The sequence below is a fragment of the Shimwellia blattae DSM 4481 = NBRC 105725 genome, assembly GCF_000262305.1.
GTDB classification, from domain to species: Bacteria; Pseudomonadota; Gammaproteobacteria; order Enterobacterales; family Enterobacteriaceae; genus Shimwellia; species Shimwellia blattae.
Genome location: NC_017910.1, coordinates 3050400 through 3071483 on the forward strand (window position 1 = coordinate 3050400; position 21084 = coordinate 3071483).

Annotated in this window: 19 protein-coding genes and 4 pseudogenes; 3 read left to right on the forward strand and 20 right to left on the reverse strand. The window is 54.8% G+C overall.

The genetic code is table 11. The features are described from left to right. Window positions 1-159: 159 nt before the first annotated feature. Both EBL_RS14325 and EBL_RS14330 read left to right on the forward strand, forming a co-directional pair. Window positions 160-1323, forward strand: a complete 1164-nt coding sequence (locus tag EBL_RS14325; RefSeq protein WP_002442996.1) for a M20 aminoacylase family protein — start codon at window positions 160-162, stop codon at window positions 1321-1323. Between the two features lie 13 nt (window positions 1324-1336). Then, the gene (locus EBL_RS14330) at window positions 1337-2119 is read left to right on the forward strand and encodes a transporter substrate-binding domain-containing protein (RefSeq protein ID WP_002442994.1); all 783 of its coding nucleotides are present in this window, start codon (window positions 1337-1339) and stop codon (window positions 2117-2119) included. A gap of 9 nt (window positions 2120-2128) precedes the next feature. Here the strand turns inward: EBL_RS14330 and EBL_RS14335 are convergent, their stop codons facing one another. Then, entirely contained in the window at window positions 2129-2647 is a 519-nt protein-coding gene (locus tag EBL_RS14335) for a hypothetical protein (protein WP_002442992.1), read from the reverse strand. A gap of 297 nt (window positions 2648-2944) precedes the next feature. Here EBL_RS14335 and EBL_RS14340 point away from each other — a divergent pair. Further along, window positions 2945-4531, forward strand: a pseudogene (locus EBL_RS14340) (molybdopterin oxidoreductase family protein); the annotation flags it as partial. A 72-nt stretch (window positions 4532-4603) separates the two neighbouring features. Here EBL_RS14340 and EBL_RS20100 read toward each other — a convergent pair. From EBL_RS20100 to EBL_RS14425, 19 genes and pseudogenes are all read right to left on the reverse strand, one after another. Then, window positions 4604-4777 (reverse strand): GhoT/OrtT family toxin, encoded by a 174-nt coding sequence (locus EBL_RS20100; RefSeq protein WP_002442988.1) that lies wholly within the window; start codon window positions 4775-4777, stop codon window positions 4604-4606. A gap of 255 nt (window positions 4778-5032) precedes the next feature. Next, on the reverse strand, window positions 5033-5344 hold the full coding sequence (locus EBL_RS14345; RefSeq protein ID WP_002442985.1) for an ArsR/SmtB family transcription factor: 312 nt from the start codon (window positions 5342-5344) through the stop codon (window positions 5033-5035). Between the two features lie 88 nt (window positions 5345-5432). Then, window positions 5433-6560: an alkene reductase gene (locus EBL_RS14350; protein WP_174270560.1), complete on the reverse strand. Its 1128-nt coding sequence runs from the start codon at window positions 6558-6560 to the stop codon at window positions 5433-5435. A gap of 132 nt (window positions 6561-6692) precedes the next feature. Further along, the gene (locus EBL_RS14355) at window positions 6693-7313 is read right to left on the reverse strand and encodes a hypothetical protein (RefSeq protein WP_002442981.1); all 621 of its coding nucleotides are present in this window, start codon (window positions 7311-7313) and stop codon (window positions 6693-6695) included. A gap of 216 nt (window positions 7314-7529) precedes the next feature. Then, complete coding sequence (locus EBL_RS14360) at window positions 7530-9347, reverse strand: diol dehydratase reactivase subunit alpha (RefSeq protein ID WP_002442979.1); 1818 nt, start codon at window positions 9345-9347, stop codon at window positions 7530-7532. 11 nt (window positions 9348-9358) lie between these two features. Continuing rightward, entirely contained in the window at window positions 9359-9784 is a 426-nt protein-coding gene (locus EBL_RS14365) for a diol dehydratase small subunit (protein ID WP_002442976.1), read from the reverse strand. Then, window positions 9781-10260, reverse strand: a pseudogene (locus EBL_RS14370) (propanediol/glycerol family dehydratase medium subunit); the annotation flags it as partial. The gene EBL_RS14365 and the pseudogene EBL_RS14370, both read right to left, overlap by 4 nt. Window positions 10261-10348: 88 nt before the next feature. After that, a complete protein-coding gene (locus tag EBL_RS14375) occupies window positions 10349-10603 on the reverse strand; it encodes a hypothetical protein (RefSeq protein WP_002442971.1) in 255 nt (84 codons plus the stop codon). A gap of 7 nt (window positions 10604-10610) precedes the next feature. Next, the gene (locus EBL_RS14380) at window positions 10611-12455 is read right to left on the reverse strand and encodes a hypothetical protein (protein WP_002442969.1); all 1845 of its coding nucleotides are present in this window, start codon (window positions 12453-12455) and stop codon (window positions 10611-10613) included. A gap of 9 nt (window positions 12456-12464) precedes the next feature. Further along, the gene (locus EBL_RS14385) at window positions 12465-13340 is read right to left on the reverse strand and encodes a tail fiber assembly protein (RefSeq protein ID WP_002442966.1); all 876 of its coding nucleotides are present in this window, start codon (window positions 13338-13340) and stop codon (window positions 12465-12467) included. Then, window positions 13340-13492 (reverse strand): annotated as a pseudogene (locus EBL_RS20985) (phage tail protein); the annotation flags it as partial. The gene EBL_RS14385 and the pseudogene EBL_RS20985, both read right to left, overlap by 1 nt. A gap of 173 nt (window positions 13493-13665) precedes the next feature. After that, window positions 13666-13975, reverse strand: a pseudogene (locus EBL_RS20990) (phage tail protein); the annotation flags it as partial. Between the two features lie 236 nt (window positions 13976-14211). Then, window positions 14212-14796, reverse strand: coding sequence for a YmfQ family protein (locus EBL_RS14395; RefSeq protein WP_002442963.1), 585 nt, complete (start codon window positions 14794-14796; stop codon window positions 14212-14214). After that, complete coding sequence (locus EBL_RS14400) at window positions 14781-15857, reverse strand: baseplate J/gp47 family protein (protein WP_002442962.1); 1077 nt, start codon at window positions 15855-15857, stop codon at window positions 14781-14783. Before EBL_RS14400 ends, EBL_RS14395 begins: the two co-directional genes overlap by 16 nt. After that, window positions 15844-16296, reverse strand: coding sequence for a phage GP46 family protein (locus EBL_RS14405; RefSeq protein WP_002442960.1), 453 nt, complete (start codon window positions 16294-16296; stop codon window positions 15844-15846). Before EBL_RS14405 ends, EBL_RS14400 begins: the two co-directional genes overlap by 14 nt. Next, a complete protein-coding gene (locus EBL_RS14410; protein ID WP_002442958.1) occupies window positions 16293-16832 on the reverse strand; it encodes a phage baseplate assembly protein V in 540 nt (179 codons plus the stop codon). The genes EBL_RS14405 and EBL_RS14410 overlap by 4 nt, the downstream gene beginning before the upstream one ends. Further along, window positions 16823-17917 (reverse strand): phage baseplate assembly protein, encoded by a 1095-nt coding sequence (locus EBL_RS14415; RefSeq protein WP_002442956.1) that lies wholly within the window; start codon window positions 17915-17917, stop codon window positions 16823-16825. Before EBL_RS14415 ends, EBL_RS14410 begins: the two co-directional genes overlap by 10 nt. Then, entirely contained in the window at window positions 17910-19169 is a 1260-nt protein-coding gene (locus EBL_RS14420; protein ID WP_002442954.1) for a DNA circularization protein, read from the reverse strand. The genes EBL_RS14415 and EBL_RS14420 overlap by 8 nt, the downstream gene beginning before the upstream one ends. Continuing rightward, window positions 19169-21079 carry a phage tail tape measure protein gene (locus EBL_RS14425; protein WP_002442953.1) on the reverse strand — a complete coding sequence of 637 codons (1911 nt, stop codon included), beginning with the start codon at window positions 21077-21079 and terminating at the stop codon, window positions 19169-19171. The genes EBL_RS14420 and EBL_RS14425 overlap by 1 nt, the downstream gene beginning before the upstream one ends. Window positions 21080-21084: the final 5 nt, after the last annotated feature.

A 21084-nucleotide genomic window follows, 5' to 3' on the forward strand; every position in this document is an offset into this window, starting at 1 on the left:
AATCCCGCAAAATATCCTCTCGGCCCGGTATCAGGAAACCCGCGTCTGTTCTGTGGCGGGCGGCTGATAAGTCGATATTTTTACGATACAGGCCAGCGCCATATCCGTTTATATTTTTCCCCTCACGCTTCTGCCGTCAGCTAATTATTAAGAGCCCCTATGAGCGAATACATCATTCCTGCCATTAAAAATTATGAAGACGAAATGATAGCGATCCGCCATCATTTACACCGCCACCCGGAATTAAGCCTTGAAGAAGATGAAACCAGCAAGCTGGTGGCCCGCTATTTATCCGCCTGGGGCTATCAGGTCACCACTGGCCTTGCCAGAACCGGTGTGGTTGGCACCCTGACAAAAGGCCGCGGCGGGAAGTCCATTGGCCTGCGGGCAGATATGGACGCCCTGCCCATCACCGAAACCACCGGCCTGCCCTGGGCCAGCCATACCCCCGGGAAGATGCACGCCTGCGGCCATGACGGGCACACCACCATTCTGCTGGCGGCGGCCCGCTATCTCGCCTCAGAGGCCTGCCGGTTTAACGGCACGGTACAGCTGATTTTCCAGCCCGCCGAAGAGGCCACCGGCGGCGCCAGCATGATGATTAACGAAGGGCTCTTTGAGCGCTTTCCCTGCGATGCGGTATTCGCCCTGCACAATATGCCGGGCCTGGCGGCAGGCCAGTTTGGTTTTTATACCGGCCACTTTATGGCCTCTGCCGATACGGTCAGCATCACCCTGCACGGGCGCGGCGGGCATGGCGCCCAACCGGATAAAACCGTGGATCCGGTGGTTGCCAGCGCGGCGCTGATTATGGGGCTGCAGAGCATCGTCTCCCGTAATGTGCCCCCGGGCGAAACGGCCATTGTCAGCGTCGGGAGGCTCAGTGCCGGTATCGCCTCAAACGTTATCCCACAGAGTGCGGTACTGGAGCTGACCGTGCGCGCCATGAAACCCGACATTCGCACGCTGCTGCTGTCGCGCATTCGCGACCTGGCCGAACTCACCGCCCGCAGTTACGGGGCCCGCAGTGAGGTGAGCGTTTACGACAGCTACCCGGTGCTGACCAATCCCCCACGGGAAACGGCGTTTGCCCGCGAGGTGGCGCAAACCTGCTTTGGCCACAATCCGTCTGACACCGTAGCCGCCTGCACCGGCAGTGAAGATTTCGCCTTTATGCTGGAGCAACGCCCGGGCTGCTATTTTCTACTCGGTAACGGTGAGCAGGGCCTGCCGCTCCACAATCCGGGGTACGACTTTAACGACAATATTATCTCCACCGGCGCGTCATTTTTTGTCCGTCTGGTGGAACGTTATTGCCAATAATCAGGGAGTTATTATGAAAAAGTACCTGTTACCGCTGGCACTGCTGGCGCTGTCTGCCACAGCCCGGAGTGCAGATGTCCCTCCCCTGCGCTTCGGGGTTGAACCCGGTTTTGCCCCCTATGAATCGCGGGATCCCCAGGGGAATCTGGTCGGGTTTGATATTGACCTCGGGAACGCCATTTGCGCCTATCTCAAAACCCGCTGTGTCTGGGTCCCGAACAGTTTTGACGGCATTATCCCCGCCCTGAACGCCCGCAAGTTCGACGCCATCCTCTCAGCGATGAATATCACCACAGAGCGCCAGAAACAGGTTGATTTCACGCAAAAAATATACAATCCGCCCATCTTCCTGGTGGCGAAAAAAGGCACCCTTCCGGGGAATCAGCCCGCCCAGTTGCGCGGTAAAACTATCGGCGTTGAGCAGGGCTCAAGCCAGGAGAGCTGGGCCCGCAAACACTACCAGAAATCCGGCATCACGGTGGTGCCTTACCAGGGCTCCCAGGCGGTGATCCTCGATCTGGTCGCCGGGCGTCTGGACGGGGCGATTCTGGCGGGGGTCGTGGCGGACTACAATCTGCTGCGCCAGCCCCAGGGGGCGGCGTTCGATTTTGTGGGGGAGCCTCTTCAGGATCCCCTGATATTTGGCGCCGGTGCGGCCATTGCGGTGCGTAAAGGTGACGACACGCTGCGCCAGCAGTTAAACGACGCCATCAGCGCGCTGCTTGCCGACGGCACTTACCAGAAGCTGGCCGCCCGCTATTTCAGCTTTGATATCTACGCCGGAAGCGGTGAATAACGGCGCCAGTCAGAAGCCGTCCGGATCACTGAGGCTGCCCGCATGGCGGGCAGCATTAACCCGGCGGACCAGCGCATCAAAGGCTTCTTCATTGCGCGAATACTCCCCGGACTTCCGGCTGCGCCCGGCACTGCCTGCCCTGCTGAGGGCTGCCCTCTCCCGCTCCCCGGCCAGGCGCTCCATCTCTTCAACCATCTCATACCAGGCGTAGGTTTCCACCGTGCCAATCAGGGTGCGCCCGTCGTGCAGGGTCAGGGCAAACAGGGTTTCATAGCTCAGCCCGGTCACAATACTCCCCGCCAGGGCCTCCAGTTTATGGGTGAGGATCTCCCCGGCTATGGAGCGTCCGTGCTCACCGCAAATCTGGTTAACCCGCTCGGCGGAGGCGACCTCCAGTCGGCAGAACTGCGCCGGGGTGACCGTCTCCCCCAGCAGCTGGAACATACGGGTTTTAATACTCAGCACACCATCAAACACATTAATTTCCGAAAACGGGAAACTGGCATAGTGCACATTAATTTTTGCCATCCTGGCATCCTCCTGTATTCACGTGTGTCACTATTATGGTCCACTGGGGCTAAAGCGCATTCCGGTTGGCTATTTTTGCTAAATCTCAGCCACTTAATGCACAATTTCTCGCCGTCGTCATCGTCACATCTGTCGATGTCACTGTCAGCATGGCGCACGGCCGCCCCCCGCCCCGCCGGTACGGGCCTTTTTTCTGGCACGGTTTATGCTTAACCTTGCAGGCCGCAGCCACGCTGCCGGTTCACAATATGCTCACATCGTGATCGTTATATTTCACTTTTAACAGGTCTGTTATTGATGAAAAAAATCACCCGTGTTTGCCCGTACTGCGGTACGGAGTGCAGGCTCAGCCTTGTTGCCGACAATGGCCGGGATTTTCTTACCCCGGCCCCGCGCCTGACCCAGCCAATGATCCGCTACCAAAAAGGCGGCAAATTCACCCCGGTCACCTGGGAAGAGGCCATTCGCTACACCGCCCGGCGGCTGAATGAGATCAAAAACCAGTATGGCCCCCACGCCATTATGGCGGCCACCGCCTCCCGGGAGAGCGGCAATGAAACCCACTTCCTGATGCAGAAATTTGCCCGCGCCGTGCTGTGCACCAATAACATCGACTGTGCTGCCCGGGCGGGCCACGGGCCATCAGCGACCGGGCTCCGGGACACGCTGGGCAACGGGGTCATGAGCAACGCGATTAACGACATCGAAAACTCAACATGTCTGCTGATGTTTGGCTACGACTGTGCCGCCGCCCACCCGGTTGTCGCCCGCCGGGTTATCCGGGCGTGGCAAAACGGCGCCAGAATTATCCTCTGTGATGCGCGCTGCGCTGAAACCGAGCGCATCGCCGATCTGCACCTGCCGCTCAGCCACGGCGGTAACATGGCGCTGGTTAACGCCTTCGGCTACGTACTGCTGGAAGAGGAGCTCTACGACAAAGCCTACGTCACCCGCTACACCGAAGGGCTGGACGCCTACCGGGAGATAGTAAAAGACTATGCGCCGGAGGCCACAGAACACCTGACCGGGTTACCCGCAGCCCGGGTTCGCCAGGCCATGCGCACCTTTGCGGCGGCCCCCTCGGCCACCATTATGTGGGGAACGGGTGTCACCCGGTCTGGTCAGGCACTGGATGTGGTTAAAGGGCTGGTCACCCTCGCCCTGCTGACCGGGAACCTGGGGCGGGAAAGCGTCGGCGTCGGGCCGGTGCACAGCCAGAATAACCTGCAGGGCGCCTGTGATATGGGGGCACTGCCCGATCAGTTCCCCGGCTACCAGCCCGTGAGTGACCCGGCGGTTCGCGCCAAATTCGCCCACGCCTGGCAGATTGACCCGCAACAGATGGATGACCAGCCCGGCCCCCGAATTACCGAAGTGCCCCGCCTGATGCTGGAAGGCAAAATAAAAGCCGGGTACATCATGGGTGACACCCCCCTTCACAGCGGAGCGGACGGCCAGGGGCTCAGTGCGCTGGATTTCCTGGTGGTGCAGGAGACGGCAATGACCCAAACCGCCGCCATGGCGGATGTACTGCTCCCGGCCATGTCCCGGGCTGAACAAGAGGGGGTATTGACCTGCGCGGATCGCGGCTTCCGGCGCTTTGAACAGGCCACGAAACCGGCGGGGAATGTGAAACGGGACTGGGAGATAATCAGCCTGCTCGCCACCGAAATGGGCTACCCGATGCACTACGACAATGCCCGGCAGATCTGGGATGAAATACGCGAGCTGTGCCCGCTATTTTACGGCGTGACGTACGAAAAAATGGGGAAAATGGGTCATATTCAGTGGCCATGCCCGACGCTTGATCATTCAGGCACCCGGTATCTGTATAAACATAACCACTTCGATACTCCCAGCGGTAAAGGCCGCCTGTTTGCCGCGCAAATGCAATAAACCATAAACAAAACCATTATTTTCCCGGGGTCTTCTGGCGTCGGGAAATATCGCTTTATTTCAGAATAACGAAAATAATAATGCGACCGGAAAGCTGAAAGGCCAGGTGGCCCCCACCAGGAATGCCGCCAGTAGCCGGATTGCCAGAGTCTCTTTTGTCAAAAACCAGGTAATTATAGTAAATATAACCGCCATGACAGCATAGAAGACCAGCATTTTATAATATAATGGCATATGGAATTAATAATTGGATAAAATGAAGTTAAAGCCACTGAACTATGCGCTTTTTATGGCCCGTGATCAAGTCACCGGGGCCTGAATCGCGCAGTTTATTTTTTAACCCGGATAAATCAGATTATTGTGTGCTGATACGGCGGGATAATATTGCGCAAGCGTAACATTAATTTGCAATATTGTTAATTAGCGTGGTTTTTAATGATCAGAAAAACAGGGCCATTGCCCTGAAGATCTATATTCAGAAAGGGGGCGTTACAGTGCGCGCTCCAGCTCAGCCAGAAAGCGGGCAATCAGCGGCTCATTGCGCTTGTAGTATGTCCAGGTGGCGACCTTTTTACTGGTCAGCAGACCGGCTTTTTGTAGTTTACTGAGGTGCGATGAAATCGTGGGCTGAGAGAGCGCGGTTTTATCCTGAATAAAACTGGCGCACACCCCGTCCTGCTGCGGATCCAGCAGATGCGGATACCCGGCAAAATTCCCGGCAGGATCACGCAGCCAGTGCAGAATTTCCCGGCGGGTCGGGTTGGAGATAGCTTTCAGTATTTCGTCAGTATTTAGCGGCATCGGCAGGCTACGGCAGTGGTATCAGGCTGTACATTAGGGAGAGCGCCAGGAAAAGTCAATGCGGGCGACAACCGCCGCCCGCCCGTGATCACTTCCCGCTGTATTGCGGGTAGTCCGTATACCCGGCAGCGCCACCGCCGAATAACGTATTGCGATCGGCCGGGTTCAGCGGCCAGTTGTGGGCAATGCGCGCCGGGAGATCCGGGTTGGCAATAAACGTACGCCCGAAACCAAACAGATCCCCGAGCCCGGCGTCCAGCATCCGGTTTGCTTTCTCTGCAGTATATTTCCCGGCATACATCAGCACACCGCGGAAGGTTTCGCGCAGCGCCTGGCAAAATGCATGGGGCAGATCCGGTGCATTATCCCAGTCGGCCTCGGCAATGGATAAATAGGCGATCCCCAGCTGGTTAAGCTGTTTTGCCGCTTCAATGTAAGTGGTAAACGGATCCGGCTCCACCAGCCCCAGATACACCCGGTCTTCGCCGGTGCTTTCAAACAGCGGTGCAAAACGCACCCCGACCCGCGATTTCCCGACCACATCAACCACCGCCCGGGTCACTTCACGCAGGAAGCGCAGGCGGTTATCCAGCGAGCCGCCGTAGAGATCATCGCGCTGGTTGGTGTGCACCGACATAAACTGATTAATCAGATACCCGTTGGCCGCGTGCAGCTCCACCCCGTCGAACCCGGCCGCCATCGCGTTACGGGCAGCGGTGGCATACAGGGTGACCAGCTCCCGCACTTCGTCTGTTGTCAGGGCGCGTGGCGCAGACGGCTCAGCCAGTGCACCGGTGCCTGGCCCGGTCTCAATAAACACTTTCACGTTGGTCGCCGCAATGGCAGAGGGTGCCACCGGTGCCTGTTCGCCAGGCTGAAGCGAGGTGTGGGAAACCCGCCCCACATGCCACAGCTGGGCAAAGATAACCCCGCCCTGCTGATGCACCCGGTCGGTCACTTTTTTCCAGCCGGCAATCTGCTGCGGCGTGTAGATGCCCGGGGTCCAGGCATAGCCCTGACCACGGGGCTCTATCTGGGTGCCTTCGCTGACCATAAACCCGGCGCTGCTGCGCTGGGCATAATATTCCGCCATCAGATCGCTGGCGATATTGCCCGGCTGGCTGCTGCGTGAACGGGTCAGCGGCGGGAGGGCAATGCGGTTTTTCAGGGTAAACTCCCCGAGGGTTAACGGGGTAAACAGTGCAGCGTTTTCCATGTTGTATTCCATATAGACAGGTTCTCAGGCGGGCCAGGATGCCCGCAAATCATGAAATACAGGGTACGCCTCACATTGATACATTGCAATATTTATATATTTGAATATAGCAATGCAGAATCAGGTGCTCAGTTATCCCCCCGGAGCGGGCTGACCGGCCAGCACCCACTTCATATAGCGCGACACCTGCGCAAAGCCGAAGCCGCTCACCCGCCCTTCCACCCGGCTCTGGTAGGGCCACTCCTGCCAGCGGGTGCGGATCGTTTTGCCCTCCAGCAGGGCATTAATGATGGTTTTGCTGTCGTTACTGGCAAAATAGCCGTATCCCAGCCCCTGCATCACCTCGCCCCCGTCAATACGGGCGTAGATCCGCGAGCCGGAAAAACTGTTATTACCCAGCGCCACCTTGCTGGCGCCATTGTCATAGTAGGTTACGGTGAGATCATATTTACTGGCGGAGCAGCTGCGTTTATCGGTCATATTGTCCTGGTAGCAGCTCAGTAACCAGTTACCCTCGGTTGTGTCGGCGGTTTGCCCCTCTTCCCCCTGGAACACCCCCTCGCCATCCGCAAACGAAAACCGATACCACACGCCGTTGAGCGTGCCCTGTTCAACCTGCTGTAACACCCCTCCGGAAGAGACCGTCGTCACGCTCCCCTGGGGGGTAAATTTACTGTCCTCAGACAGCGGTAATACCTCAGCCGTAGCTGAACAACTTACCATCACAGCCACCATCAGCAGGCGGTTTTTCATCACGCATTCCTTATCAGTACCGGTTATCCTCCTGCCGCCAAACAAACGCAACGCGCGCCGCCAGCCCGGGTGGCATGGTGAGCAGTCAGTAAGAAAACGACCATAAAACACCCGGAAAAACTGTCATGCGCTCATTATCATATGAGTAAATCAGATACATAATTCAGCGAATTATGATTAACGGAGCCCGCAGTACAGGGCGCACTGCGGGGATGTTTACGCCATGCCTAATACCAGACCGGTAGCCACCGCGTTACGCGGGCCTTCAGTACCGCGAATATTGCCCTGCCCTGCCACCACCCCGTAGTGGGACAGCGCATCGGTGATAAGCTGCGGGATCTCAAAATCCAGCGCAGAGCCCCCCACCAGCACCACAAACGCAATATCGCGAATTTCACCACCGGGCGAGACCTGGCGCAGCGCACGCAGGCAGTTGGTCACAAAGACTTTTTCTTTTGCCTGGCGGCGCACCAGGCGGATCTTTTCCAGCGAGGTCTGGTTATCAATCGGCACCAGAGTGCCCTCTTTGATGTAGACCACTTTGGCAAATACCGCCGGGCTGAGCGGCTCGCGGAAGAACTCCACCGCGCCGTTTTCATGGCGAATACTGAACAGGCTCTCCACTTTGGCGAGCGGATATTTTTTGATCTCCTCCGCCAGTTGCAGCTCACTGAGCCCCAGTTCGGTTTTGATAAGCAGGCTGACCATGTTCCCCGCCCCGGCCAGGTGTACAGATTTCACCTGGCCTGCCCGGTTGATGGTGGCCGCATCGGTCGAGCCCGCCCCCAGATCGAGGATCGCCAGCGGCGTATCGCTCCCCGGTGTGGTCAGGGCACCGCTAATCGCCATATTGGCCTCCACGCCGCCCACTTCCACCCGGGTTGCCAGGCGCTGGCTCAGCTCACCGGCGATCACCTCCATTTGCAGCCGGTCAGATTTAACCATGGCGGCGATCCCGACAGCGTTCTCCATGGAAAACTCCCCGGCCAGCCCACCCTGGACTTTACGCGGAATAAACGTATCCACCGCCAGCAGATCCTGGATAAACACCTCGTGGGCCCCGTGGCCGCTCAGGGAGGCCATCACCTGGCGCACCCGCTCCAGCATGCCCCCGGCGTGGGTGCCCGGCTCGCCGCGAATATCACTCACCGGCGCGCACTCCGCCACCGCCTGCATAATCGCCCCGGCCCCGCAGGCCACATCCGCCTGCGCGCTGCGTTTTTCGCCACGTACAGTTATTTTGCCTGCCGGGATCACCCGGGATTTCACATCCCCCTGTGGGGTCTTCAGCACCACCGCAGAACGGTTGCCGATAAGCGCCCTGGCCACCGGCACTATCATGCGTGTCTCTTCCGGGGTCAGGTTAAACCAGGTGGCAATCCCGTAGGGGTTAGAAAGCAGTGAAATCACCTGCCCGGTGGCAGCCACCTCCACCGCCGCCAGCACCCCTTCCGGGACCTGGTCTATCAGGGTGACTTCATCGACGATAGGCAGGGTGCGCGACAGGCGGTTATTGATAAGCACCCCGTCATCCTGCTGGAGGATCACCGCCACCACATTCACGCCGCGTTTTAGTGCCTCGTTCAGTTGCCAGGCCGCGTCCATAAAATCCACCTGACGGTCAATCAGCGGGATCCAGCCACTGGCGAACTGCGCCGGTTCAAGGGCGGCAAGGTTCGCAAGGCTGATGGTGGTCCCGACCCCAAGCCCTTCACCGCCGGGGGTCTGGGGGTTATGGCCGATCATGGTGGATTCGGTGATGATAGTCTCGGTGATGGTCTCCATCGCCACATCGCCGATAACCGGTGCCGCCTCATTCAGACGGATCAGGGCCACATCTTCGGCCTCGCGCCCGGCCCGCGCCAGCGCCTGGTTAAGGGCGGCCAGCACCCCGCTAATATTGTCCAGGGTGCCTTTGGTGCCGGTGGTTGGCACAATGCCGCTGGTCAGAAACTCCAGCCCGCCGGGGCTCTCCTGGGCCAGCGCCACCTCGGTGGTGGCGTTACCAATATCAATGCCCGCAATCAGCGTCATAACGGCGGCCCTTATGCTTCTTTGCGCAGTTTATCGCGCTGGCGATAGACCTCTGCCGCTTCGCGGATAAAGGCGGCGTTTACCGTGGCCTGATACCGGGTTTCCAGCTCATCGGCAATGGCCAGCAGCTCTTCCACACTTGAGCGGTACGGGCGCAGCGCATTATAAATTTCGAGGATCCGCGCATCGGGAATGGCAATCAGCTCCCCGGCCCGGCGCAGGTTGCGGGCAATGGCGTGGCGGTGCATCTGCTCGGCAATTTGCGCCTGGTACTCCAGGGTCTCCCGGGAGATACGCACATCCTGTGGCCCCACCTTCCCGGCGAGGACATTCTCAAGGGTGATGTCGGTCAGGGGTTTCCCGGTCGGGGTCTGGATGCGCTCCGGGCAGCGGCTCGCCAGCGGGTAATCCGCCGCACTCATCTTGGTCGTGGTCATGCTTCCTCCCGGGTAATCTCGATATTCAGGGTGGCGGGTTTGGCATCCGCCACCACATGTTTGGTCTCTTTAATGTGGAACAGGGCCGCTTTAGCCATAAACTTCGGGCGCACCATCTGGTCGTTAACCACCGGCACCGGCGAGGGGGACTCTTTGCGCGCATAGCGGGCGGCGTTTTTGCCAATCTGGCGATAGGTCTCAAGGGTTAACAGCGGCGCCTGGGAGAACAGCTCCAGGTTACTGAGCGGCAGCAGATCCCGCTGGTGGATAACCGTGGTCCCTTTGGACTGGATCCCTATCCCGATGCCAGAGCCGCTGAGGTTAGCCGCATCCCAGGCCATAAATGACACGTCCGACGTGCGCAGGATACGCACCACCCGGGCGTGCAACCCCTCTTCTTCCACCCCGGCCACCAGCTCTTTGATTATCGCTTTATGGGGCATGTCTATCAGGGTTTTATGCTGATATTTATCAAACTATAGCGCCGGAATTTTTTTGATACCATTTTGAAAAAAAATAGATACCATTCAATTCTGGTCAACAAAAAAACATTTGATATCAAATTCAGAGGTTATCTGGAGAAATTGCTTCTCTCTCCTGAATAAAGTTCTGAATATCATTGGCTGATATGACTACGCTATCATCAAAGCCAGGTTCCAGATGGCCACAAATCCCCATCCAAAGTTGATCCATTTCACCCCGGGTAAGGAGATTTAAGGCCAGTACTGCCGACTCTTTGGTATCATAACGTCCACCGACAGGTTCAAAGCCCGACTTAATTACCCATCCTGAGCTGGTTTCAGAATACTTAAAGTTCATAATCGCCTCACGACGCTGTTAATATCGCTTTAAATGATGCCCCGCCATCCACCGTATTGATGTATTCCAGCCCCATCCCGGCAGCAAACGCCCCCATGCGTTGAGTCCTTACTGAAACTTTATAATTACCAAAATCAGGAACCCCCCAAGACATTATGCTGTTGAATTCACAACCAATTGTAATGTATGCTCTATCACCAACAGCACTAAAAGTACCTCCTCGTACATTACTGAGACGGACATAGGCCCTGCTCAGCAGATTGACTGAAGCGCAGTATCCACCTTCAACAAGAAGTCTGTGCTGGAATGCACCTGTCAGTTGCCCCATAATTTCACAGTCCCTCAATTTTGTCGGACGACTCGTTTCTGTAGGACCAGTACTTCCTACATTTTTTTTAAACGTAGTGTGGTCGAACAAGACACCGGATATATCAGTTCTTGTACAGCTATAGTCATTCATGATAATGCAATCCGTAACATGAAGGTAATCACAGCCATAATATGGAAGTAGAGTATCTATCTCGCAATTGACGAGATGGCAGTTTGCTATATCAACAACACATGAATTATCGGAGGTCGTAAAACGACAAGATGAAAGCTTCACCGGGTACCCACGATTGTAATATTTGACAAAAAAAGAACCAATAATCTCAGAGTAATTACCATAAGTGGCCGATACCGCCCCTCCGATATTGGCGGCACAGACAACACTGGCATAGAGGTTAAGTGTGACTGACATTGCCGTTGTGACTGTCCCAATTGAAGTTGAAGATGCAGCATCTATTATCATCTGATAAATTGCTGAATTACTGAGTAAAAAATAGCTATTTTGATAATTCAGAGCTGAAGGTAATCCTGTGGCACCGTCATCTAGTGTAGTTATATATGCACGCTCGGCATGGATAGTATGAAATTCTGAACGAATTGCATTTATATACAATTGCTTATGGTATGCCTGTTCGCATTGAATCCTCCCAATATGTAGGCAGTTAGATGTATCGCCAAAAGGCGAAATTGCTATTGCATGCAAGGACTGATTCCCTGAAAGCTCCACAGATATTGATTTAAAAGCACTATCCCAGACTGCTCCCATATAAATTCCGGAGCCGTTAAAACCGATAACCCGTAGCGAATCTATAGACAACAGTTGTCCCTTTATAAAAATACCATTTAATTCCGTTGCCCGACTGTCAGATACAACTGCAAAACAGCCATCTATACAGGTGTAAATACACCGATCTTCACGAAAAGCCGTATCCGGATTGCCAAGCGTCACTACAAAATTTGCACTGTGCAAAGCTGTGAAGTTTGCAGGATTCACAAGTAAACGACCAGTCCAGTCGGTTCTGATTTTTCTGACATTAGTAAAGTCAATCGTGCGGGTTATGCGCCATGGACCGCCAGTCAAATCTATCCCAAACCCAAAATTCAGAGCAACAGTAATCGCCCCTATCACAGCAGCTGTATTGTCTGTGCTGGGGCTGTTGCCAATCCCGCCATACATAAATGGTGTAACGTAATTAATTGCATCCTGTCCCGTTCCACCCTGTATCAAAGCAGCAAGTGATAATCCATCGCCAGGCTTATTACTTTTGAGATCTGTTCTCAATTTAGCATCACCTAATTTAGGTATAGCTTTACTGAGTTGGTCATATGATTTTTTATCAGGCTGGATATTCGCTGCGGCCAGCAAATTTAGTAACTCTGCCTGCACAACATTAAACCAGTCAGCTCCTGGCCAGCTTATACCGCCTTGCTCCTGGCTTTCACCAAACCAGCGCGGGGTGATTGACTGTTGTTCTTTAGGTTCGGGCATCTCCGGGACGCCGCTGGTGTTGTCGAGATGGTACATGACAGCTCCTTATGGCTTCTCGGGCCAGGTAATATCATTGAGCGTGGTATCAGTACGATTTACTGCCAGGCGATATACCTGCCACCGGGCCAGTCGTGCGGATTCTTCTTCAGTCGCCTGGCCACTGTCCACTGCATACGAAAGTACCGCGATTTGCTGAGAAGCCTCAGTCAACAGACTGGCTTTATGTTGCTCTGCCTGGGCTTGCTTATATTCAGATTCAGCAGAGATATCCTTTACCCATGTATTACCATCCCATTGATCAAATTCTCCAGGAACAAGTTGCGTATAACCATCAGGAACTGGGCCCAGTTCACTAATCGTCAGTGGCGCTTTATCTGTAGTATTCCAGACAGTCAATCCGCGCATATCCTTGATGTAGATCCACTCTGTACCGGTCCAGCGGGTGACGAACGTTGGTTTAACCTCTGGAGGCGCAGTGAACGTGCAGTTGTCAGGTAGAGTGAACCAGGAGTTTGAGACGATATGTTTTGTACCATCGCTTTCGTAGAATGGCTGACCTGTTTTATCTTCAATTTGCTGCCATTCATTGCCGGAATATAACAGCACAAAGCCCGTATCAGCGACGGGCGGTTTTACTGTGATACCCCAGTCAGGGACCGACTCATTAAGGGAGGTAATCACAAAACCATTGCCGTGCTCATCCCAGTATGGGGTCCCACGGACATCAGCAATATACTGCCATTCACCATTGCTGAATATCCCTGTCTGACCATCTGGGGGGATACAGGGAATATGGGTGGTTCTGGAAGGTAACCCCGTATTAGGTGGAATAGCCATAAATACCGAGCCAATATACACACCATTTTCATCATACTGATAAAGCCATATGGCCTGCGGATCACCGGAAAATTCAAATGACATTACGCTAACCTCACAATTGCATTAAAGGCGATATTTTTGACAGTGTTTTCTGTATTACCAAAATTGCTGATGGTGACAGTATGGCCATGAGGTCCTATATAAACAGAGTGTGCATGCGGACCAATATAAACGGTATGCATATGGAGTCCTGAATCAGCAATAACAGATGCTGCCCACAGGCTGTCATTCATCCCCGAGACCCGGTGCTCACTTTCCGGGTTATCACTGTCAACATCGCCGGTGTTATTTGTGCCATCAATATCACTGGAGCGGGCCATCAGCTTATTAAAACGGGAATCACTGACGTGATTGTGCAGGCCATCCTGACTGGTCTGTTTTGTGCCGAGATCAGTATCAGCAGCGGTGGCCGTACCCAGGTCAGTGGTGGAAATGCTGCCGCTATGGGAATGTGATTTGACACCATCTGCCTCCAGAGAAAGCAACGTACGGCCTGATGCAGGCAGAAACTTGATAGTCTGGCCGCGCATATCCGGAATAACGCCAGACGGGTATGCCTGAGCCAGACGGGGATATGCCGTCGTATCAAACGTCTGCCCCAGCATCAGGGCAAACCCGGTGGGTGCCGTTGCGCCGGGCCAGGCCAGGGCTATCCCCGGGGGCAGCATGTAATCTGAAGAGAAGAGCCGGATGGCCTGCGCAAACTGATCCATCTGTGATTTCACTGGTGTGATATTTGCCAGTTTCAGCACATTCATCATTTCCACTGTAATAATATTGAACCAGTCTGCTCCCGGATAACTTGGTGCAATACCATCACCGCCTTCAGTGAAATACCTTGGTTCAGTAAATAAAATATTTTTTACCGGCGGTAATTCGGAAACAGAGGAATCATTATCCAGGTAATACATAATCAGACCTCATAAAGAAAATCATAATCGTGGCCAGCAAGACGATAACGACGCAGAAAACACTCCAGAATCTGAGCCTGATAACTGATTAGGGGCGTCAGAACGTTACTGATGCTCCGAAAGCGGATCATTGGCATATCGGTGACCGTGACCTGTAACAGATACCGGTATTTGTGTGAATAAACCGGATACATAATATTGCGCAGCACATGGTGAGGAAGGATCTCCGTCACCTCAATGGTAAAGCCCAGTGCATCCTGCACTGCCTGCTCAATCTGCCAGGTTGCCAGCCCACCTTTACGGTGATATTTCTCCACAACGGCATCACGGCGGCGATCAAAACCATCAGGAATGGCATTACAGTCCGGGAGCCCGAGATAGTCCTCCCAGTCTGCCAGTAACAGACTCGTGGTCTCCGGCCGCATTTCTGTTATCAGCTTGTCCGCGTTCGCTTCTGCCAGTTGCAGACGTGTACTGAATCCCCGCAACAGCGATGTCAGCGCCGCTGTCTGATCTCTCGGCCATGCCTTGCCCCGGGGCATCAGTTGCTGAAGAACGTCATGCCAGTCCTCTACACTATGCGCCATGTGACAGCCCCCAGGGTCAGCAGTTCATAGTTTTCACTGGTCTGGTTAGCCGTTAAATCCAGCGTATAGTCAGTCACGCCGGTGGCTGAACCAATGGCCGTGCGGATAGCAGACAACAACAATGTATCGCCCGGAGACAGGGAGCGGTATAGCGCCTGAAGGCTGAGCAACGTTGCAGTGCGGATGGCTGCGGTATCAGGGATCACACGGATGGTGAGAGGTACAGGTTTGAGTGTCAGCGGGATGGGCCATACCTCAATACCACCGGGTTTGCCGACATAAGTGCCGGTAGCCGGGTCCTGATGCCGGAACAGATATTCCCGCATGGCATCACGGTCTGTACCCGTCGGGATAATGTCATCACGCTGATCGTAAACCCACGCCAGTCCTACCGTTCCCAGACCGTGCCAGCAGTCAAATGCCCATGCCCTGCTGATGCCCGGGAGTTCTGTGGCCCAGATGACATAATCATGCAGCGCACCGCCTGTAGGGGGATTGCGTTTGCGGTACAGCAGGCGGGTAAGCAGATCACTGACAGACTCAACGTCTGCGCCACCAGAAATACCAGCATCGGTAACCACACCATCACTGTTGACCCCGGCAACCGGGGATATCAGCGTCAGCACCTCTCCGGCCGGAAGATTACCGCCGATGCCGGTATCATCTGCCTGGACGGTCACCACGATGTTGCCTGATGACGGATCACTGGTGGCCGTGACATGATAACGCACGCCGTCCAGCGTCTGCATTTCGGTATCCAGCGGCAGTGGCTTTGTGCCGGTGAAACTGACCGGACCACTGGCATAAGAAGGATTCTTGCGGATCACGCCTTCATAACGGGCAGTATCAATAATAGTGTCATCAGCAGACTGCTCAGACGGGATAATCTGGTTTTTAATCCAGGTTTGGTAATCATATAAGTCACGTAACGCACCACTAAAAGCTGTATTTAATGCCCGTTCAACACCGACAATAGGTAAATCCTGGTCAAGCTCAATTTCCAGTTCCTGAATACCGGTACGAATAAGCTGGCGCAGAGTCGGAACATCAAATGTAGCCATTTTCTGTCGCCTCCCATCGTTTTTTAATTTCTACAGTCAGCAATGATTTATCAGGACGGGTAAGAATAATGGTCAGCCCCAGCCAGTACATGCGAGGGATCGTTGCAGTTACCTGAGCACTGCGTGCATAACCATTACGTAATAAAGGCTGAAGAGCCAGACGGGCATAATTCTCTGCACGGAGCCTGACTTCATCGGTCAGCTTTTCACGATCAATAAGCCAGAGCTTTGAACCCCATTCAAAATCACTGAAGGAATTACCCGCCCAGCCACGGCGGTCTGTGGTGCCATCAGGAAGAATATCGCTGGTATCAGCGCGGGCATCAGTAAACAGGCAGATATAAACCAAAGAAACAAGGCCCTCGTCATACGAAAGGCCATTGTGTTCTATTTCAATATCGCCGCCAGCGGGCAGATGCCAGTTTACTCTGATGGTCATAACGGTTTCGTTGTGTCAGCACCGTCGCCATCCTTATGAATATGGTTGAGGAAGCTTTTTCCCTTAACCGTAATATCTTCACTGAAGGTGGTGGGGCCGGTGACGTTTATCTGTTTCCCGATAATGTCACAGGATTCTTCAGCGACCAGATTTACCTTTTTCCCTGTTATTTCGATTACACCATCTTTCTTCAGACGGATAATATGCCCTTCTCGATGATAAAGACAGACATCACCTGACTCACCGCTTCGGGGACGGGCTGACTTGTCTTCGACGGCAATGGCCACCAGACCAGAACGACGGCCACCGACAGCAACAACAATAGCCTCGGCCCCTTCAGGAGGGAAGCTGGTAAAACCATAATTCTGGAAACGTTCAACATCATCATTGGTTTCATCGGCCAGTGACTGTACCTGAAGATTCTGTCGCCCCAGACTGTCTTTCACCATGCGGACTACTGCCCGGTCCACCATCAGCCGCAGGCGACGCCCGACGGCTGACAGCGAGCGGGAGAAATTTCCCGGGTTCAGTCCCATGTTGCCTCCACACTTGCTGCTTTTTTCTTCTTACCCTTACTGCCACCTTTGGCTTTCTGGGCTGGCATGTCCAGAGAGTCGGGCGGCACAAGAGTCAGTACAGTCAGGCGGCCACCGTCGCCCTCCATAAAGGAAACTGTCTTGATGAGCCACGTCACATCAAGCTGCTGGATAGCGTCCGTAACTTTCACCAGACGGTTTATCTGCCACAGGGGACCACTGACGCCGTTCTCACGCCAGCCTGCCACCGTAATCTCAGTGGTGTTTGATTCGCCCAGCATACGGGTCTTGTACCATTCTCCCCGGGCGCTGGCTCCGCCCACCGTCAGACTGTCTTCATTGACCAGAATCTTCGGACGATAGCGGGTAATCTCCGGATCACTGACCACAATCTGACGGCCACCAACCACTTTGACTGGCTGTTCATCCCAGGTGGAACCACCGGCACTGGACGACCCTTTAACGATGTACTGACTGGCCCGCTCGCGCCAGCTGAAGCGGCCACGGGCAGCGAGAATGTTCTCACCCAGAACCAGTGCAACACCGGCGCGTTGTGTGGATGCCCGGGTAATAATCAGGCGGCCCCAGGCATCAGAGGTCACCAGAACGCCACGCTGCTTGGCCAGCCGGTCAAGAAGTTCAAAGCCGGTTTCTCCCTGTTCCAGGGTAATGCTGCCGAAGGCATCACCGGTGTCGGTCTCGTTAATCACTTCAATGCCATAGGGCTTCGCGATCGTGCTGGCAAGCTGCTCCAGCTTCAGCCCCTTCCACTGGCCCGCTTTATCCACAACAGAGCTGTCCACCAGGTCACCGGTCTTGTCACGGCCCATTACCCGCAGGGAAACGTTCTCCGCGTCATAGCTGGGGATAAAGTCATCAATATAACCAGTCATAACACGGTCATTACCGACAGATACCGTACAGGACTGACCGGGCTTGATTGAGCGCGGTGCCGCCGCTGACCAGCGGGCAGTGATGGTCAGATCAAATTCGCCCGCAATGGACTCCAGCGAGCGGTTAATCGTCATGTCTGTCCAGCCGCCCCAGACCATTTTATTGACATTCAGGGTCACGTCTTCAGTCATCACTGATGATCTCGATTGTCTGTGAAGGGGTAATGAATGCCGGATAACGCAGCCGGTTACGCAGGACCAGCTCATCACGGTTTTCAGCATCGCCGGTCTCACGGTAAGCCAGAAGCATGACCGGTACCGTGCGGGCCGGGCTGACGCGCCGCAGCTCCGGCAACTGAACGCTGCGAATTTTCACATCATTAACCACCGCATAGCGCAGGGAGCGCAGGGTACGCCACAGGTCGCGCAGTCCGGCCTCTACTGATTCAGCGGCCATGTCGCCCAGTTGCACTGCCAGTTTGTCACCGGCACTGAGGGCATCCTCACTGGTCTCAAAGGTCGCAGAGACCACGGTTTCAGCCTGTGCAACCAGCACTGAAATGAGTACCAGACGCTGAAAATCCACAATGTTGGTCTCCATGTCCACCGTGGCATCCGGGGTGGATGCAGGGGTAACGCTGCTGGCAAAACCTGTATCCACGTTGACGGCCACATTATCCACCAGTGATTTTTTGGCAGAGCGGGCAGCACGGTCTCCGTCCCACTTGTCACGGAGCTGATCATAGACCCGCAGGGCAAACGGAGGATCAGAAACCAGGTCTTTCATATCGCTGATGAGATCGGTAATGTCCCGGATCATTTCACCGGGAGACGCGGCCACGATACCGGCCAGATCTTTAAAGCGATTGAGACGGTCCATCCATTCACTCACTGCGTCAGGAAGCGTCGGCAGACTGGTGACCAGCCCTTCGAGGTCTTCCAGCAGGGTGTCCACCATACTGCCGATGCCATCCAGAGCCGCAAACCAGTCGCCACTGGCCAGCGCTTCTTTTACCTGGTCAGCCGCACTCAGTGCCGTTGCGCTGGTATCTTCAGTGCCGGACGGAAATAACTGCTCACCGGCTTCAAAGACCTCAAAATTAACGTAAGCGATACCGCCCTCTTCGGTAGACAGGTGGTGCGATACCTGTCCGGCCTGGACCGTCTGCACGCCGAACCAGGGGTGTACCAGTTCTCCCGGGCCGGGTGTGTTGAGTGCGGCCAGCAGGCTGTTCAGCTTGTCCTGATAATCACTACCCACCAGAACGGCATTGATTTGCTGCCGTGTCAGCACCGCACCATGGTCTTCAGTCCAGCCAATTTCTTTTTTGGGATAAGCATGAGGAATTGCCCGACGGCCACCGGTTCCCTCGACATCCTGAAAGTAAAAGGGAACGCCCCGGAACGAAGCATCGCGCAGGTCTTCCCACTGGGTTTTAGCCATCAGTCCTGCTCCACATTACTGATGCCCGACTGGGCGCTCATGGTGACTCCAGGCGTGTTGACCTTTACACGGCTGACCTGTACACGGTCATCTTTTACCACGACTTCTATATTGCCCTGAAGCTGCTGTGGCGGAGCCTGAAGTGGCCAGCCAGACTGGTTACGTGCCTGCATGGATGCCCACGGCGTTGCATCGTGATAGCCTGAATTTTCAAGGTCATGGTTTGCCTGCTGCACGTAGCCGGTGATCTCAGCCCAGACTGATTTTGGCGAGACCTGTGAGGATGTGAGATTAAGATCAGATGCCACCCTGTCTGACCAGTCGCGGGTCGGTGATTGTCTGGCGGCATCCCCAAGACCAGAGGTTTCATAAAGTGTTTTTGCACCCCAGTCGGCCAGTTGTGTCTGTCCATAAACCATACCTGCACCGGTAACAACACGTCCGATAGTTCCCCAGAAGCCACTGGCGGCAGCTGGAGTCGTATTACTGCCACCGGGTATGGGTGCACCACCTGTTTTACCCGGGGCACCACCGGTACCGGGCGCTCCCGGGCCTCCACCAAGGCCAGCGCCCATATTGACTACATAGACTGGCATTACGCCTGAGCCAAACACATCGGAGACCCCTTTGGGTATGCCTTTGGATTTGCCGCCGCCGAACAGATCCCAGGCACCTTTACCGATCTGAAATACTTTTCGGGCGGCAACAATACCTGCGCCAGCAATAGCTATGTTTTTACCGACATTCAGCCAGTTCTGGACCGTAGTTTGGTCAACCGCGTTAATGGCATCAGCCAGCTCCTGTACAGGGCCAGCAAGGTTGCCGTTAGCAAACTTTTTCCAGGTGGTGCTCAGGGCTGACATTGCCGACGTAAAGTCCTGGGCAGCATATGCCGCGTCCTTCAGGATTCCCTGCCCATCGGCTACCACGCCGTTATAGCGCTTCAGGTTTTCAGCACCTTTCCCGGAGGTCACGCTGCTCAACAATAAGATACTGTCCTGATTGAACCCGGCCCCTAGCAGGCGAGCATTCTGGGTTTCAGCGCCTTTATTGCCCGACTTTTGCGCTATCTGTTGCATGAGTAACGGCAGAGACTGAATTTTTCCATCCTTGCCGAACACGTTAATGCCATTGCGTCGCAGCTCTTTCACAACTTTGGGTAACTGCAGATCGCGAATCAGGTTCTCGACGGCAGTAGAACCCGTCGTCGTGTCTCCCGTTGCATCCACTGCAGTCTCCAGCGCAACCCCGACATCTTTAATGGCTTTAACGCCTGTGGCCCCGGCGGCTGCGTACATCGAGAAGGCCTTAACACCTCTCTCGGCAATATCCTTCAGCTCGAACGCACCTTCTTTACCAAGCTGGTTAAGGGTATCTGCGGCTTTTAATGAGTCTTTTTCATTATTCACACCAAACTTTTGAAACTGCGCAAAAAGCGCCCCAATGCTTTCACCGTCTGCGCCAGATGCTGCAATGGTCGGAGATATGACGTCTCTGATTTTATGACCAAAATTAATATCACCTGTAACCGTACCAATTTTCTCTATGGCACTGACCACATCGCTGTCATCAATCCTGAATTTGATTGCTGAGTCCTGCATCTCGCCGAACATATTGGCCATTTCTTTACGGCTTTTCTCGGCGGCCAGGCCCATACGCGTAATGCGCCGGTCCGTTTCGGCAAAGTTCTTCAACATCGCACCACCCGCAAAACCGGCAATCATGGTGGTGTAGCGGTTACCCAGCATGTCCAGCCCGCGACCTGCCGCCGCCGTCGTCGCCTTTACCACGTTCATCGCCCGCTCATTGCGGCGGGCGAACTCGGACATATTGGCACCGTACTGGCGGGCTTTGGCGGTCAGGTTCCCCGCCAGATTGATAAGAATTTCAGTTGTGAGGCGGTTTGCCATGTTGC